Origin of the sequence: Nocardia sp. CC227C, from assembly GCF_030767025.1 — a bacterium.
Classification (GTDB): domain Bacteria; phylum Actinomycetota; class Actinomycetes; order Mycobacteriales; family Mycobacteriaceae; genus Nocardia.
In genome coordinates this window covers 257,580-274,142 of record NZ_JASITE010000008.1, presented here as the reverse complement: position 1 = coordinate 274,142, position 16,563 = coordinate 257,580, and the positions used below count along the sequence as shown (strand labels likewise).

15 protein-coding genes are annotated in these 16,563 nt (G+C 70.1%); 7 read left to right on the top strand and 8 right to left on the bottom strand.

Features of this window, described 5'->3' with window-relative positions; genetic code table 11:
- The first annotated feature begins 286 nt into the window (after positions 1–286).
- Positions 287–1,168 (top strand): helix-turn-helix transcriptional regulator, encoded by an 882-nt coding sequence (locus QMO76_RS18755; RefSeq protein ID WP_306362609.1) that lies wholly within the window; start codon positions 287–289, stop codon positions 1,166–1,168.
- Complete coding sequence (locus tag QMO76_RS18750; RefSeq protein WP_306362608.1) at positions 1,165–1,365, top strand: DUF397 domain-containing protein; 201 nt, start codon at positions 1,165–1,167, stop codon at positions 1,363–1,365. Before QMO76_RS18755 ends, QMO76_RS18750 begins: the two co-directional genes overlap by 4 nt.
- A 63-nt stretch (positions 1,366–1,428) precedes the next feature.
- Here QMO76_RS18750 and QMO76_RS18745 read toward each other — a convergent pair whose 3' ends face one another.
- The 6 genes from QMO76_RS18745 to QMO76_RS18720 form a co-directional block, all read right to left on the bottom strand.
- The gene (locus QMO76_RS18745) at positions 1,429–2,460 is read right to left on the bottom strand and encodes an ATP-dependent 6-phosphofructokinase (protein WP_306362607.1); all 1,032 of its coding nucleotides are present in this window, start codon (positions 2,458–2,460) and stop codon (positions 1,429–1,431) included.
- 103 nt (positions 2,461–2,563) lie between these two features.
- Positions 2,564–3,391: a hypothetical protein gene (locus QMO76_RS18740; protein ID WP_306362606.1), complete on the bottom strand. Its 828-nt coding sequence runs from the start codon at positions 3,389–3,391 to the stop codon at positions 2,564–2,566.
- A 241-nt stretch (positions 3,392–3,632) separates the two neighbouring features.
- The gene (locus QMO76_RS18735) at positions 3,633–4,619 is read right to left on the bottom strand and encodes a hypothetical protein (protein ID WP_306362605.1); all 987 of its coding nucleotides are present in this window, start codon (positions 4,617–4,619) and stop codon (positions 3,633–3,635) included.
- Positions 4,609–6,378, bottom strand: coding sequence for a serine/threonine-protein kinase (locus tag QMO76_RS18730; RefSeq protein WP_306362604.1), 1,770 nt, complete (start codon positions 6,376–6,378; stop codon positions 4,609–4,611). Before QMO76_RS18730 ends, QMO76_RS18735 begins: the two co-directional genes overlap by 11 nt.
- A 57-nt stretch (positions 6,379–6,435) precedes the next feature.
- A complete protein-coding gene (locus QMO76_RS18725) occupies positions 6,436–7,122 on the bottom strand; it encodes a response regulator transcription factor (RefSeq protein ID WP_306362603.1) in 687 nt (228 codons plus the stop codon).
- Positions 7,119–8,498 carry a sensor histidine kinase gene (locus QMO76_RS18720; RefSeq protein WP_306362602.1) on the bottom strand — a complete coding sequence of 460 codons (1,380 nt, stop codon included), beginning with the start codon at positions 8,496–8,498 and terminating at the stop codon, positions 7,119–7,121. Before QMO76_RS18720 ends, QMO76_RS18725 begins: the two co-directional genes overlap by 4 nt.
- A 156-nt stretch (positions 8,499–8,654) precedes the next feature.
- Between QMO76_RS18720 and QMO76_RS18715 the strand changes: the two genes are divergently transcribed.
- The 4 genes from QMO76_RS18715 to gatB are packed head-to-tail and all read left to right on the top strand — an operon-like array spanning position 8,655 to position 13,815.
- Positions 8,655–8,984 (top strand): hypothetical protein, encoded by a 330-nt coding sequence (locus QMO76_RS18715; RefSeq protein ID WP_306362601.1) that lies wholly within the window; start codon positions 8,655–8,657, stop codon positions 8,982–8,984.
- Positions 8,985–9,003: 19 nt separating this feature from the next.
- Positions 9,004–9,774: an ABC transporter ATP-binding protein gene (locus QMO76_RS18710; RefSeq protein ID WP_306362600.1), complete on the top strand. Its 771-nt coding sequence runs from the start codon at positions 9,004–9,006 to the stop codon at positions 9,772–9,774.
- Positions 9,771–12,266 (top strand): FtsX-like permease family protein, encoded by a 2,496-nt coding sequence (locus QMO76_RS18705; RefSeq protein WP_306362599.1) that lies wholly within the window; start codon positions 9,771–9,773, stop codon positions 12,264–12,266. The genes QMO76_RS18710 and QMO76_RS18705 overlap by 4 nt, the downstream gene beginning before the upstream one ends.
- A gap of 34 nt (positions 12,267–12,300) precedes the next feature.
- On the top strand, positions 12,301–13,815 hold the full coding sequence (gene gatB, locus QMO76_RS18700) for an Asp-tRNA(Asn)/Glu-tRNA(Gln) amidotransferase subunit GatB (RefSeq protein WP_306362598.1): 1,515 nt from the start codon (positions 12,301–12,303) through the stop codon (positions 13,813–13,815).
- Between the two features lie 22 nt (positions 13,816–13,837).
- On the opposite strand, the gene QMO76_RS18695 is transcribed toward gatB, so the two are convergent.
- The gene (locus QMO76_RS18695; protein ID WP_306362597.1) at positions 13,838–14,992 is read right to left on the bottom strand and encodes a PQQ-dependent sugar dehydrogenase; all 1,155 of its coding nucleotides are present in this window, start codon (positions 14,990–14,992) and stop codon (positions 13,838–13,840) included.
- Positions 14,993–15,117: 125 nt separating this feature from the next.
- Here QMO76_RS18695 and QMO76_RS18690 point away from each other — a divergent pair, with 125 nt between their 5' ends.
- Positions 15,118–16,074, top strand: coding sequence for a DoxX family protein (locus QMO76_RS18690; protein ID WP_306362596.1), 957 nt, complete (start codon positions 15,118–15,120; stop codon positions 16,072–16,074).
- Positions 16,075–16,256: 182 nt separating this feature from the next.
- Here QMO76_RS18690 and QMO76_RS18685 read toward each other — a convergent pair whose 3' ends face one another.
- The gene (locus QMO76_RS18685) at positions 16,257–16,556 is read right to left on the bottom strand and encodes a hypothetical protein (protein ID WP_306362595.1); all 300 of its coding nucleotides are present in this window, start codon (positions 16,554–16,556) and stop codon (positions 16,257–16,259) included.
- Positions 16,557–16,563 lie beyond the last annotated feature (7 nt).

Genomic DNA, 16,563 nt, shown 5'->3' with positions numbered 1-16,563 from the left:
GCGGAGTCGGCTCCGCCCGGATGGCGCGGATTCGGAGCCGGTCATGGTTCCTCGTTCGAGTCGGCGGTGATCGAGAGGCGCGCCCGGCTCGGGGACGAGTGTGTCCGGAGTTGTCAGGGCTCCGGCTCGCAACCGGGCGCGCCTACCAGCACAGCAGCAGCGAGGGAAAATGTCAGGCAAAGACGGCAGATAATCGGGAACTTTCCGAAACCTCCAGGTCAGCATTCATAACGCATGGCAGCATCGTTCACAGTGACCGAAAATCAGCTTCGCGGGGGAGGATTCGATGCCAGAGCACGGTTCCACACTGCCGCGCCGCCAGCTGGGCCGATACCTGCGTGAGGGTCGGATGGAGTCCAATCTGACCATTGCCGAGGCGGCTTCGCTCATGGAGTGGAGTGAATCGAAGTTGCAGCGTCTGGAAACCGGCAATGCCGAGAAGATTCGCGTGCTCGACATCCGGGAACTGTGCCGCATCTACGATTTCGACGACGAATTCACCGCCGCGCTGGTGGGACTGGCGCAGCAGGCGAATGTGAAATCGTGGTGGCACGAATACGACAGCCTGGTGCCCGAGGGTTTCGACATGTACGTGGGCCTGGAATCCTCGGCGCGCGCCCTGATTTCCTATCAGCCCGATCTGGTGCCCGGATTGCTCCAAACGCCCGACTATGCCCGCGTTCTCATCGCCGATTACTGGCCGGATGCTCCGCGCGAGCAGATAGACCGCCGCCTCCAGCTGCGCGTGCGCCGTCAACACCTGCTGACCCGCAAACGCAGCCCCGCGGCCTTCGACGTGGTGCTGCACGAAACCGCGTTACGCAGGGTCGTCGGCACTCCGCGCGTCATGTCGGCACAGTTGCGCCGCCTGGCGGATATGAGCACGCTGCCGACGATTACTGTCCGTGTACTACCCTTCTCCGCGGGTGTCCCGTCGGGTCACACCGTCGGGCCGTTCGTGATTCTGGAATTCGGCCGGGACTCGCGGAGCAAGCCGGTCGACCCCACCGTGGTGTACCTGGAGAACTATCTCGGCGACCTCTACCTGGAAAAGCAAGCGGCGGTCGACCGGTACCGCGAGGCGTACCACGCGCTCCAGCGCGCGGCGTTGGACGAAACGAGCAGTAGAGAGCTCTTGCGGAAGGCAGCGAAGGAGTACGTGACGTGAACGTCGAACCGTCCGGCGCTCGGTGGTTCAAGAGCGCGCACAGCACCGGCGCGAAGGAATGCGTGGAGATCTCGTTCCTCGACGGCGCGGTCGGCGTGCGCGACAGCAAGAATCCGGCCGGACCGGCATTGATGTTCACGACCGCCGCCTGGGCGAGGTTCACCGCCGCGGTGACGGCGGGTCGATTCGACCGCTGAGCCGGTCGCGAGCAACGGTCGCGGCCCCCGCACCCGACGGTGCGGGGGCCGCGACGGTTGGGCTCAGCCGAAGAACGCGGCGGCCTCGTTGTAGCGGTCCGGAGGCACCAGTTTGAGCTGCTTGGTGGCCTCCGACAGCGGCACCAGCTCGATCTCGGTACCGTGCAGGGCGACCATCTGGCCGAAGCGGCCGGCGTGCACGGCCTCGGCGGCATGCACACCGAAACGGGTGGCGAGGACGCGGTCGTAGGCGGTGGGCTGACCACCGCGCTGCACGTGGCCCAGCACGGTGGTGCGGACCTCCTTGCCGATGCGGCGCTCGATCTCGGCCCCGAGCTGTTGCGCGACGCCGGTGAACCGGACGTGGCCGAATTCGTCGATACCGCCGTCGCGCAGGGTCATGGATTCGGGCGCGGGATGCGCGCCTTCGGCGACCACGCAGATGAAATGCTTGTCGCCGCGCTGGAATCGACGCTTGATCATATTGCAGACCTCGTCGACATCGAACGGCACTTCGGGAATGAGGGTCAGGTGCGCACCGCCCCCGATTCCGGCATTCAGCGCGATCCACCCCGCATGGCGGCCCATGACCTCTACCAGCATGACGCGCTGGTGTGATTCCGCCGTGGTGTGCAGCCGGTCGATGGCCTCGGTGGCGACCGCCAGCGCGGTGTCGTGGCCGAACGTGACGTCGGTGCAGTCGATATCGTTGTCGATGGTCTTGGGCACGCCCACCACCGGCACGCCCTCGTCGGACAGCCAGCTGGCCGCGGTCAGGGTGCCCTCGCCGCCGATCGGGATGAGCGCCTCGATGCCATTGTCGTCGAGCGTCTGCTTCACCCGGCCCAGCCCGGCGCGCAGCACATCGGGATTGGTGCGCGCGGTGCCGAGCATGGTGCCGCCCTTGGCGAGCAGCCGGTCGGTGCGGTCGTCGTTGAAGATCTGGATCTTGCGATCCTCGAGTAGGCCGCGCCACCCGTCCTGGAAGCCGACAATCGCGTCGCCCCAGCGACCGTTCGCGGTACGAACGACAGCTCGGATGACCGCGTTCAAGCCTGGGCAGTCCCCGCCTCCGGTCAAAACTCCGATACGCATGCCGCCCATCTTGCCCCGTCCGCGCCACCGGTGTGGGCCGTACCCCCGTGAACCCCTCGTTACGGATCGCGGACCGCTCGGCACGGCCCGGTGTGATTCAGCGCTACGGCGGGCAGCCGCCCCCGGCGAGCTCCTCGCGATGCAGTTCGATCAGCCCGGCGAGCTTGGTGAGCAGGGCCGCGCCGTCATCGAAGGAACCCGAATCGGGCGCGGCCGCAAGCGCGACGGCGATCTCCCCGCCGGACACCGGAACCAGTCCGAACTGGCGCACCAGGTAGTTGCCCGAGGTGTCGGGCCCCCAGCCGCCCTTGAACCGCGCGCCCTCCAGGGTGCCCAGCCCCCAGCGCTGGCCGGAGCTGATCTTCCCCATGAGCGCGGTGACCGTATCGGCCTGCGGCAGGCAGGGCAGCCGGGAGGCGAAGCGCAGCTGGTCCGACAGCGACCATTCCGCCTGCCCGAACGCCGAGTACTCCGAGCGGGTCGGCCGGGCGGGCACGATGGTGGTCGAATCCCCGCCCTCGCGCAGTACGGCCTCCACCGCCCGCGCGGCCGTATCCCCTGATCCGAGCGACTGCCACAGCATCTCGGCGGCGGAGTTGTCGGAGGCCGTGATGGCCGAACTCGCCGCACCGCTGTACCCGGGGTTGTTGCGCAACGCGGCCAGGGTGAGCGGCACCTTGATGGTCGACCAGGCCACACCGTTGCTCCAGTCGCCGAGGGTGACCTGCCGGTCACTGCCAACGGCCATGACCGCCAGCCCCACCGCGCCCTGCAACGTGCCCTGCAATTCGTTGAAATCCCAGGCCAGCGAACCGGGAAGGGCGGCAACGAGTCCGGTGGTGGACTTGACGGCCGTCGGTGTGGCACCGGTGGTTTCGGGTACCAGGGTGGGCTGGCTGCCGCAGGCGGACAGCGCCAGTACGGCGGCCACCCCGGCCGCACGCGCGAACCGGCTCCACCACCGGTCGTTACGCGTCGATCGTCGTGGGGACGTGCCGCTTCCGGCCCCGCTCCGATTGCCCGACCGTGGGACGTCCACCCCGTCTACCTCCATATCTCGGGGCGGTGGGCGACTCGTCGATGCTCGACCACCGACTCCCGTCGATCGCAAGGATTCTGGTGCGTCGCCGCACGGTGGTCAAATGCAGCCCGGACGCCCGCATTTCGGGTGGTCAGTGCATGCACCGGCCCCCGCGCAGTTCCTCGAGATGATCGGCGACCAGCAGGGCCATCCGGTCCATCATGTCGGTGGCGTCGGAGAAGCTGCCCGATCCGGGTTCGGCGGCCATGGCCACCGCTATCGGCCCCGACAGCGTCGGGATCAGGCCGAACTGCCGGACGGTGTAGTCGCCGGTGTCGTCGTCGGGTCCCCAGCCGCCCTTGAACTCCGCGCCGATGAGTCGGCCCAGACCCCAGCTCTGGTCGGGCGTGATCTCGCCCATGAGCGAGATCACCGTGTCGGCGTCGTCCAGGCAGGGCAGCCGGGAGGCGAAGCGTACCTGGTCGGTCAGCGTCCAGCTGGTCGCGCCGAAGGCCATGAGTTCGTAGGAGCCGACGGTCGCCAGCCGGGTGTGCCGGTCGGCGATGTCGGTGACGGTGTCCCCGGCCTCGCGCAGCACCGACTCGACCGCGGTCGCGGCCTCCTCCGACGTGCCCAGTGAGTTCCAGAGCTGTTGTGCCGCACCGTTGTCGGAGAACGTGATGGCGGCCTCGGCGGTATCGATCAGTCCGTCCGGATCACGGCGCAGGGCCGCGAGGGCGATCGGCACCTTGATGGTCGACCACGCGATACCCGTGCTCCAGTCGCCGAGCGCCGTCACCTCGCCGCCGCCGACCGGCATGATCGCCATTCCCATGCGGCCGCCCATGCGGGCGCGAAGGTCGGCGAAATCCGCTGCCAGCGAGATGGTTCGGGGCAGGCCGAACAGATCCGGCAGCTCGGGCGCGCCCAGTGAGCGATTCCCCTCTGAGCGATTCCCCTCCGCCGCCGGGAAGCCCATCGCCCGGTCCCGGTCGCCGGGCGCGATCTCCGCGGAATCGGCGGCGGGCACACCGGAAGTGCCGACCTGAACGGCACACGCCGACACCGCGAGCAGCGTGGCCAGCGCCACCGTGTTCTTCAGGGCCGTGCGACAGATCCGAAACGGATCAGTAGACATACACCACCGCGTTCTCTCCGCCGGTGCAGGTCACCAATTTCCCTGCGGCCGTGCAATTCATCGGGTAGGAGCGTCCGGTCACCGGACTCACCGCTACCACGGTAGCCGTCGCGCCCGGGGTGTCGCCCGTCGCGTCGGCGTAGGCCCGGCGAACTTCCTCGGCGAACGGGCAACTGGTGACCGAGGTTCCGGCCGCCGAGGAGGTGTAGCCGCCCAGCGATCCGAAGGTCGAGGGGCACGGCATAGCGTCCGCGGGCAGCTGGACCGTGGTCGGGGTGGTCGTGGTGGTGGGCGCGGTCGTCGTGCGGCCCGGGGTCGGCGGGGCCGTCCGCGGCCGAGTCGGATTATCCTGTGCCGCAGGGGCATTCGGTGATTCGATGCCGCCGCCGTCGATGGCCTGCCAGCCCAGCGTGCCCGCCACCGCGGCCAGCGCGATGGCCAGCACGCCCACCGCGACCGGCACCACGATCGACCGGCGCCGCCGCGGTGGGGCCGCGGGCGGGGGCGCGTCGACGCGCGGATGCTCCGAGGTGGGATAGGCCGACGGATCGGGTGCGGGCGCGTACGGGAAATCGGCGTTGCCGGAGGCGTAGGAGTGCTCACCCCAACGCGGTTCCGTCGGTCGCGCATGCTCGGGCAGCGGCGTGAAATAGAAGTCGCTGGGCCGCACCACGGTCGGGTCGGCGGGCACGATCACCGGCAGGTCCCCGGTGGGCGGCTGCTCGTCATCCGCCCGGGGGAAAGCCCCGGTGGCGTAGGCCGCTCCGGAACCGGCGGACCCCGGCCCCGGACGAGGCTGCCGCACCACGGTCGGATCGGACGCGCCCACCCGCGGCGGCCCCGCGGCCGGGGGGACGGCGGGCGGCACCGTGGGCGGCGGGACGGTCCGGGCGGGCGGCGCGGCCGGCGGCGGTGCCGCGACCGGTCCGCCGACCAGCGCGTTGCGCGCGGCCGCGGCGAATTCGCCCGCGGTGTAGAACCGGTCGGCGGGATTCTTGGCCATGGCGCGGGCGATCACCGCGTCCAGCCCCGGCGGGGTGCCGGAGCGCAACTGCGATGCCGCGGGCGGCGACTGCGACAGATGCGCCCGGATCAGCTCGCTGATGTTCTGCGCCGGGAACGGCCGGGTGCCGGTGAGCGCCTCGTGCAGGACGCAGCCCAGCGAGTAGATGTCGGCGCGGCCGGTGACCGGACCGTCGTCGAAGCGCTCCGGGGCCATATAGGCATACGAGCCGATGGCCGAGGACGCCGTGGTGACGGTGCTGTCACCCTCCGAACGGGCAATGCCGAAATCGGCCAGATAGGCGAAATCCGCCTCGGTGACCAGAATATTGGCGGGCTTGACATCGCGGTGCACCAGACCCGAATAGTGCGCGGCGTCCAAGGCCGCCGCGACCTGCTCGAGAATTCCGACCACCCGGGCGGGCGGCAGAGTGCCGAACTGGTTCAGCAGGGAACGCAGATCCTGTCCGCGCACCAGCCGCATGTCGATGTACAGCACACCGTCGATCTCGCCCCAGTCGTGGATCGGAATGATGTGCGGCTCGGCCAATCTCGCCGCCGCCTGCGATTCCCGGCGGAATCGTTCCTGATAGGAGGGATCCTCGGCGAGTTCGGACGGCAGCAGCTTGAGTGCGACCACCCGGTCCTTCCCGGTGTCGTAGGCCTCGTAGACCTCACCCATCCCTCCCCTGCCCAGCAGCGAGCGCAACTCGTACGGCCCGAACCTGCTCCCGGCCCGCGATGGCGGTGCATCCACCCCGTCCAACCTCCAACTCTCGGACGGGGCACGGCAGCGGCGGCCGTGACCCACCCGTCAGAGACTGGATTCTCCTGGGGCGACCACACCCTGGTCAAACGCGAAGACGATGGCCGCGGCCCGGTCCCGCAGGCCGAGCTTTCCGAAGATGTGCCCCACATGGCTCTTCACGGTCACCTCGGAGATGCCAAGGGCGTGCGCGATCTCGGCATTGAGGCGGCCGCGGCCGATGAGCTCGAGCACCTCGAGCTCGCGTGCGGTGAGATCACCGAGCCGGTTGGCGGCCGGGGACGGGGTGGGCCGGGCCGACCGGTAGGCGGTGAGCACGCGCGGGGTCACGGTGGGGTCGAGCCACGCGCCGCCCGCCGCGACGGTGCGCACGGCGCGGATCAGATCCTCGGCGGGGGAGTCCTTGAGAATGAACCCGGCCGCGCCCGCGCGCAGCGCGCCGGACAGCAGCTGATCGTCGTCGAAGGTGGTGAGCACCAGTACCGGTGGGGCGTCGGCCGATCGGCGCAGGGTGCGGGTGGCCTCGATGCCGTCGATGCGCTTCATGCGCAGATCCATCAGCACCACATGTGGCCGGTGCGCGGCCACCGCGGCGGGCACCTCGTCCCCGTCCGCGCATTCGCTGACCACGAAACCGTCACGGCGGCGTAGGATTCGGCGCAGGCCGCCGCGCACCAGTTCCTGATCGTCGACGACGAGTACCGCGGTCGGCTCGTCCTCCGGCTGCGCGTTCACACACCCTCCTGGCTCTCCCGCGCCGGTTCGGCGCGGCCATCCTGCAATTTGCGGGTCATGTTCTGGAACATGGACTTGAGCGAATCCTCGGCGGTACTCGCGGCATTGATGACGACGCAGCCGTCGACCGGCTTGCCGGACAGCGGAATCCGCGCCCGCACCTGCCAGCCGCCGTCGCCGGGTCCGGCCGACAGCATCCCGCCCAGGAGTTCGGCGCGCTGGCGCATCCCCCGGACGCCCATGCCGTTTCCCGGCCGGGCAGCCAGCCCGGCGGGCAGCGTGTTGTGCACGGAGACCGTGATGCCCCGGTCGTCCACCACGATGCGCAGGCGCGCCCGCGCGCCCGGCGCGTGTTTGGCGATATTGGCCAGCGACTCCTGGCTGATCCGGTACAGCGCCAGCCCCAGTCCCGCGCTCACCGTCGTCGGATCGCCCTCGAGCTCGTAGTCCACCGCCATTCCGGCGCGGACGAAGTCGCCCACCAGCTCGGCGATATCGTCCAGGCCCGGTTCCGGGGTGGTGCGGGAGGGCCGCTGGTCGAGCAGTCCGACCGTGCGGCGGATATCGGCCATGGCCTGGCGGCCGAGGCGCTCGGCGTCGGCGAGGGCGTCAACGGCCTCGTCCACGTCGCGGTCGGTTTGCAGCGCGTGGCGGGCGGCGGTGACGTGCAGCAGCGTGATGGACAGCGAATGCGCGATCACATCGTGCACCTCCCGGGCGATGCGGCCGCGTTCCTCGTCGGCGGCGCGGGCGGTACGCACCTCCTGGGTTTCGCGCTCCTGGCGGGTGAAGCGGCTCTGGTATTGCAGCATCCGCCCGGTCATCCAGCCGCACACCACACCCGCGCCGTACTGGAGCGCGCCGTCCAGGTGACCGATCCGGGCGAAGAACGCGAGCTGCCCGAGCATGGCCAGGGTGAGCGGCACGCTCGCCAATGCCGGGGTGATGGCGGCGACCTCGCCGGCGGCCAGGATCAGGATCAGCGGCGAAATATCGTTCTCCACCGGCTGCGACAGGAACAATCCCGTCGCTATCATGGCGAGGCCGCCGATCACCATCGGTTTCGGCACCATCCCGAAGAACGCGTACAGCGGGCCGGTGACATAGGTGAGCCCCATGGCCACCAGCGGCAGCAGGCTCGGGAAGTACTCGTGCCGCTGGATCATGGCGATGGTGGCCGCCACCAGCAGCACCACATCCAGCAGCATGATCGTGGACGCCGGGTAGTCGTAGGGCAGCTCCTCCACATTGCGCTGGAACTCCCGCACCGGATCGCGAAGGAACCGGCGGAACCGCGCACGGCTGTCGCGCGCACTCTCCCGCAGGTCACGCCAGGCCGACCCGGCGAACCGTGACGTGGCGTCGGTCACGTTCATCCTGTAAGGCTAATTGCCCGGATCGATCGTGTGCATCCTTCGTCGAGTGGGCATGCTCTCCTACCCCGGTAGGAGACCGATTCGGGTCCGCGGCACGAAGACAGCACAGAGCCCGGTACGTAGCGTGTGAGATCTCGAGAACGAAAGGTTGGGGCCATGACTTGGGCAGACCACCATGCTCGCACGGATATCCTGCATGCCGTACTCGACCGAGCGGCGCGAAATCCGGCTGATCCCAAGCTCTTTCACGGACTGCCGGATATGGAACGCCTCTTCGGCGGACCCGCCGGGGTGCTGCTGGCACTGCGGTACCGCTGGGAGAACCACCTGCGCGCGAAACTCGACAACGCGCTGGCGGAGGGGAAATCGGCGGTCGAGGTATACCTCGAACTGGCTTCCGAACAGCCCGCGCTGCGCGCCGTCCTGGACACCTACGACACCGACCACCTGATCGACCGGCCGCGAGACCGCGCACTCGCGAGCTGACAGCACGAGGGGAAGCAACATGCTGGAACTGACCGACGTCACCAGGGAGTACCGGGTGGGTGAACAGACTGTACGCGCGCTGGACGGCATCAGCCTGCGTATCGAACCGGGGGAGTTCACCGCCATCATCGGCCCGTCGGGCTCCGGCAAGAGCACCCTGCTGCACATGCTGGGCGCCCTCGATTCCCCCGACGCGGGTTCCATTCGCTTCCAGGGCGAGGAGATCGGCGGCCTCGACGACGATCGGCAGTCCGAGTTCCGCAGGCACCGTGTCGGATTCGTCTTCCAGTTCTTCAACCTGCTGCCCACGCTGTCGGCTTGGGAGAATGTCGCCATCCCGAAGTTGCTGGACGGCACCGGACTGCGCAAGGCCAAGCCCCGCGCCCTGGAACTGCTGGAACTGGTGGGACTGGCCGACCGCGCCGAGCACCGGCCCGCGGAACTGTCCGGCGGGCAGATGCAGCGGGTGGCGGTGGCGCGCGCGCTCATCATGGACCCGCCGCTGATCCTGGCCGACGAGCCCACGGGCAACCTGGATTCCAAGACCGGGGCGTCCATCCTGGAACTGCTCGGCGACATCACCCGGCAGGGCAACTCCGTGGTGATGGTCACCCACGACATGGGCGCGGTGCGCTACTGCGACCGGCTGATCACCCTGCGGGACGGGACGATCGGCTCCAACGAACTGGTCGAGCACACCGAGAACGGTGCGGTGCGCACCGTACCGGTGGAGCTCAGCGCCTCGCTGAGCTCGGACGGCTCCGAGCCCGCCGAGGCGGTGCGTCCGTGATACGTGCGGGGTGGGATCGGCTGCGGCTGTTCAATATCGGTGAGCTGCTCGCGCACCGGGGCCGCACCCTCATGTCCATGATCGTGATGGGCGTCTCGGCGGGGCTGCTGGTGTCGGTGTTCAGCATCTCCGGCTCCATCACCGGGTCGGTGGACCGGCTGGCGCGCAGCCTCTCCGGCGGCGCGGTGCTGGAGATCAGCGGCATCACCGACGCCGGTTTCGAACAGTCGCTGCTGCGAGAGGTCCGGGCGGTGGCGGGGGTGGGGACCGCGGTCCCCATGCTGCGCGCCCCCATCGGGGCGGATGCGGACCGCGCCCTGCTCATCGGCGCGGACGCCAGCGCCTCCGCATTGGGCAGCGATCTGGACGGGCCGCTGCGCGAGCAGGCGGCCGCACTGCCGACCGTACGCAACGGCGTGCTGGTCGGCACCGGCATGGGGTATGCGGAGGGGGAGACCTTCGGTATCGACGGCACCACCGTCACCGTCGTCGGGGTGCTCGACGATCCGGCCGCGCGCAAACTCAACGAAGGACACCTGGTCGTCACGCTGCTGCCGGTGGCACAGCAGATCACCGACCGGGCCGGCCGGCTGGACTCCATCCAGATCATCGCCGCCCCCGATACCGATGTGGCACAGCTGCGTTCGAACCTCACCGAGGTGGTGGACGGGCGCGCCGTGGTCGCCGATCCGGGGATGCGGGCGGCGCAGGCGGGTGGCGCCGTGCAGGTGGTCACCCTGGCGACGCTGGCCTCCTCGGCCGCCGCGCTCATCGTGTCGTCGTTCCTGATCTACAACGCCATGAGCATGGCCGTGGCGCAGCGGCGTCCGATGCTGTCGCTGCTGCGCGCCATCGGCGGCCGCCGTACGCCCATGGTGCGCGATCTGATCGCGGAATCGGCGCTGCTGGGACTGATCGGCGGACTCGTCGGCGCGCTGGTCGGCGTGTTCATGGGGCGCATCGCCATTCACCGGCTGCCCGCCGCCATGCTGAACTCCGTCGAGGCGCGCACCGAGTTCATCCTGCCCGGATACGCCGTGCCGGTGGCCGTGGCGGCGTGCGTGGTGGCCAGCGTCGCCGCCGCCGCGCTGGCCGCGCGCCAGGTGTACAAGGTGGCGCCGATCGAGGCCCTGGCCCCGGTGGGAACGTCCAGCGCCGACACCGCGAACCCGGTATTGCGCTGGGGCGCGCTGGTACTGGGCACGGCGCTGGTGGTCGCCGCCATCGTCGTCGCCACGGCCGATCTGGGCCGGATCTCCATGGCCGCGGTCTCCATGGCCATCGCCGGTGCGGTCATGTTCTGCTTCGCCGCCACCGGGCCGATCGTGCGCGCCGCCGCCGCCGTCGCGCGGCTGTTCGGCGCGCCCGGCGCACTGGGGGCCACCACCGTCGAACGGGCGCCGCGCCGGGTGTGGGCGACCGCCATGACCGTCATGATCGGCGTCACCGCCGTGGTGGCCATCGGCAACGCCACCCGCAATATGGCCGATTCGGCGACCGAGAGCTTCGAGGGGCTCGGCGTCACCGACGTGTTCATCAGCCCCACGGCCATGGAGCAGTTCCCCACCGGGCCGATCCTGCCCGCGGACCTGAAGGCGAAGATCTCCGCGATTCCCGGCGTGGCGGGGGCCGGGTCGGGGCAGATGGCCTTCGCCACCCTCGGCGGCGGCCGAGTGATGTTGCAGGCCTTCGAGGAGGGGCAGGGCCGCCAGGCCGCGACGGCGGCCTTGAGCGCGGACACCCTGCGGCGCATGGCCGCCGGGGAAGGCGTCGTCGTATCCCGCGATGTGGCAAAGGCATCGGCGGTGCAGCGCGGGTCCACCCTCGAACTGCCGACGCCGAGCGGGGTGCGGCGGGTCGAGGTGCTGGAGGTGATCCCGTACTTCTCCGCCGTCGCCGGTGTGGTGATCCTGGACCTCGACATCCTGCGCCAGTGGTACCAGCGCCCCGGTGAGACCATCATCGGGGTCGACTTCCTGCCCGACGCCGACCCGGATCAGGTCTACGCGGCCATTCGCGCGGTGGTGCCGCCCGAGATCCACGTCGAGACCGGTCCGGACGCCGTCACGGCCATTGCCGGCAGCGTCCGCCAGGGCACCTCGCTGAGCACCTCCATCCTGTGGATCGTGGTGGCGGTCTCCACCATCGCGCTGCTCAACACCCTCATGCTCTCGGTGCTGGAACGCCGCCGCGAACTCGGGGTGCTGCGCGCCATGGGCACCAGCCGCCGCTTCCTGCTGCGCACCGTCCTCACCGAGGCGGCGGGCATCGGGGTGGTGGGCGCGGCCATCGGTCTGGCGGTGGGCGCGGCCGTGCACTACCTGGCCACCCTCGCCATGACCAACTCGCTGTCCCTGGACGTGGCCTACCAGCCCAGCCCGCTCCTGCTCGTCTACGCCGTGGTCGCGCTGCTGCTGGCCCTGCTCGGCTCCATCCCGCCCGCGGTCCGGGCCGCCCGGCTGCCCATCGTGGAGGCCATCGCGGCCGACTGAATTCCGCCGCCCGGCCTTACATAGACTGATCGTCATGAGCGCACCCACGGTGGACTTGATGGACTACGCCGATGTCATCGACCGGTACGAGCCGGTGCTGGGCATGGAGGTGCACGTCGAGCTGGGCACCGCGACCAAGATGTTCTGCGGTTGCCCGACCGAATTCGGCGCCGAGCCGAATACGCAGGTGTGCCCGGTGTGCCTCGGACTGCCCGGTTCGCTGCCCGTCGTGAACCAGAAGGCGGTGGAATCGGCCATCCGGATCGGGCTGGCCCTGAACTGCTCCATCACGCCGTGGGGCCGGTTCGCGCGCAAGAACTACTTCTACCCGGACCAGCCGAAGAACTACCAGATCAGCCAGTACGACGAACCCATCGCGACCGACGGGTACCTCGACGTGGTGCTCGACGACGGCTCCACCTTCCGGGTGGACATCGAGCGCGCGCACATGGAGGAGGACACCGGCAAATCGGTGCACGTCGGCGGCGCCACCGGACGCATCCACGGGGCCTCGCACTCACTGCTCGACTACAACCGCGCGGGAGTACCGCTCATCGAGATCGTCACCAAGCCCATCACCGGGGCGGGGGAGCGGGCGCCCGAGGTGGCGCGCGCCTACGTCACCGCGCTGCGGGATCTGCTGAAGGCCCTGGACGTGTCCGACGTGAAGATGGAACAGGGCTCGCTGCGCTGCGACGCCAACGTGTCGCTGATGCCCAAGGGCGCCGAGGAGTTCGGCACCCGCACCGAGACCAAGAACGTGAACTCGTTGCGCAGCGTCGAGGTGGCGGTGCGCTACGAGATGCGGCGGCAGGGCGCCGTGCTCGCCGGGGGCGGCACCATCGTCCAGGAGACCCGGCACTTCCACGAGACCGACGGCTCCACCTCGCCGGGCCGGGTGAAGGAGACCGCCGAGGACTACCGCTACTTCCCGGAGCCCGACCTCGAGCCCATCGCACCCGACGCCGCCTGGGTGGAGGAACTGCGCGGGACCATCCCCGAATACCCGTGGCTGCGGCGCGCCCGCATCCAGGCCGACTGGGGACTGTCCGACGAGGTGTTCCGCGATCTGATCAACGCGGGCGCGCTGGACCTCATCATCGCCACCGTCGACGCCGGCTCCTCCGTGGACGCCGCCCGCTCCTGGTGGGTCGCCTACCTCACCGAGAAGGCCAAGGACCGCGGCGTCGCCCTCGAGGATCTGCCCATCACCCCGAAGCAGGTGGCCGAGGTGGCCGGTCTGGTCGAGGCCAAGACCATCAACAACAAGGTCGCCAAGCAGGTCGTCGACTTCGTGCTCGACGGTGCGGGCGAACCGGCCCAGATCGTCGAGGACAAGGGTCTCGGCATGGTCAGCGACGACTCCGCCCTGCAGGCCGAGGTCGACAAGGCCCTCGCCGCCAACCCCGATATCGCCGACAAGATCCGCTCCGGCAAGGTGCAGGCGGCGGGCAAGGTCGTCGGCGACGTCATGAAGGCCACCCGCGGCCAGGCCGACGCCGCCCGCGTCCGCGAACTGGTCCTCGCCGCCTGCGGTGTCGCCGGCTAGCGAGGGCGTCAGCTCAGCCAGCTCAGTCCGGTCCGCTGCCGGGCCCACCGGCCGGGGGCGGCACGCGCACCACACGGTCGTCGAATTCGCCGGGGGTGCCGCCCTCGCCCTTGTTGACGGTGCCGACCCAGACCGCGCCGTCGGGGCCGAGCGCCGCGCCGTTGAGGCGGCCGTAGCGGTCCTGCATGGTCAGGGCGGGGTCCTCGGTGATGGCGTGGGTGTCCGGATCGGCCTTGGCGAAGGCCACCGCCTTGGCGTCGGTCATGGCGATGGCCACGCCGTCCGCGGCGGCGGCGCAGCCCGCGACGCCCGGCCGGTCGGACCACGACCACGCCTTGGTCACCGCGCCCTCGGGGGTGACGTGCTGGAGGCGGTCCTCGACGGCGGTGCGGTCGGTGACCCAGATGCTCTGCGGGCCGACGCACACATCGCCCGCGATGCCGATTCCGGAGACGACCACCTCGGGGACGCTGCTGTTCGGGGACGGATTCGGCACCCGCAGCAGCTTGCCCGCGAGCGAATTCGGATCGTCGGCGGCGGCGGGGTTGCCCGCGTTGCCGGTGAGCACCAGCAGATCCCCGCCCGCGAAGTCGATGGCGCCCCGATTGCCGGTCGGACCCTTGGGGATTCCGGTGAGGATCGGCTTCACCGAACCGTCCTCGGACACCCGGATCACCCGATTGTCACTGGGGCCGGTGACATACAGGTAGTAGAGGCCGTCCTCGTAGTAGGACGGTGAGAGCGCGATATCCATGAGCCCGCCGTCCGCGGTGCCGGTATCGACCTCCTGGTCGATCCGCTGCTCCTTCGCCGGGGGCGGCGGCACCTCGCTGGGGCCCACCGGCGGCAGCAGGGTCAGCACCTCGAGATCCGTGCGGTCCAGCACCATGGAGGTGCCGTCGCCCAGGACGACGATCCCGCCCGTGACCCCGAGGCAGGAGATCACCACATTCGGGTCGGGATCGACGCACGGCCCGGCGGGGCGCTGCGCCGAGGTGGGCGCCTGCTTGTCGGTCGGGCCGAGATCGGCGTCCTGCCAGGACGGTTCGGGGGTGAACGGGCTCGACGCCGACTCGTCGAAGCGGGCGCACCCGGCCAGCAGCGTCACGCCGACCACGAGACCGACCGCGAGCCTCCCCGCGCGGCCCCTGACTCGCCCTCCGGCAACCAAACTCATGCTGCAGACGTTACGGAAATACCGCCGCGCTCGCTCGTACGGGGGTGGTGTGTATGTGAAACATCCGCAGGACACGCCCGCGATCCACCGCGCGTCGAGGGCTCCGGGCGCATACCCTGACCCGCGTGACCGACAAGTCGAACGATCCGTCCACCGCGGCGGGGCAGCCCGAACCCGAACCCGCGCAGCGGCCGGGGACGCCGGTGCGCAGCCCCTTCGACAGTCCGACCGAGCAGATCGATACGGCCGGGCCGAATCTCACCGAGCCGAATCTCACCGAGCCGAATCTCACCGAGCCGAATCTCACCGAGCCGAATCTCACCAAGGAGATTCCCCGCACCGATGAGGACCTGGGTCTCGACCCCGACGTGCCGACGCGCGGGCAGGTGGAGAGCGGCGACACCACGCCGATCACCGCCGACGCCCCCGTCCCCGGAGTCGCCGCCCCCGGGGCCGCCGACGCGGACTCGCCCTCCTACGCGTTCGCGAGCATCCCGCCGGCCCCGACCTCTCCGGAGAACGGTCGGCTGCGTCGCCGCGACGACCGCCGCGGCACCCTCGACCTCGGTCTGCTGCTGTTGCGCCTGGTGGTCGGCGGCACCTTCATCTACCACGGCCTGCAGAAGCTGACCGGCTGGTTCCACGGCCCCGGCCTGGAGGGCACCCGCGACATGCTCGAACAGGGCGGCTGGGATCAGGCCGACATCGGCGCGGCCCTGCTCATCGTCGGCGAACTCGGCGGCGGCATCCTGCTGGTCCTCGGGCTCGGCACCCCGCTCGCCGCGGGCGCGGTACTCGCGGTGATCCTGGACGCCTGGATGTGGAAGCAGGGCATGATCCCCGGCTTCCAGTACAAGGCCGCCGCCAGCGCCGTCGAACTGGAGACCGTGCTCGCGGGCGCGGCCGCCGTCATCATCCTCACCGGCCCCGGGCGGCTGTCCCTGGACCGCAACCGCGGCTGGGCGACGCGCCCGTTCCTCGGCTCGGCCGCGGTCTTGGTCGCCGCCGTCGCCGCCGCCATCGGCACCTGGCTGTGGCTGCACGGCGGCAACCCGCTGACCGGCGTCGGCCCGTTCGACTGAGGGCGGCTACCGATACGGCGCGAATCATGCGGGTGAGCGCGCGACGGCGGTGAGTACGCGACGGCCCCGGAACCTTCCGGTTCCGGGGCCGTGCTGTTGTCGTATCCTGCGGGCGTCGTATCCGCGGGTGTCGTATCCCGCGGGCGTCCTATCGCGCGGGTGTCAGATCCTGCGGATGCCGGTCACCACTCCGCGTGGGTGAACCTCTCCCACTCCTCGAAATTCTCCGAGTGCAGGCGCAGCACCTCCTGCGATTTGGCGTCCACCTGTTCTTCCAGGGCCGCCCGCTGGGCGCGGATGTCCTCGGCGTCGCCGGGTGCGGCGGAGTATTCGGCTCCGAACAGCTCCCGGGTCTCCGCGGCGAGCGCCTCGGCCTCGGCGAGGAGTTCCTTCGCCTGGGCATTGCGCGCATCGCAGCGATCGAGCATGGCGGTGTATTCGGCCAGCATGGCGTCGACCTTGCCGGTGTATTCGATTGTCACACTTCCC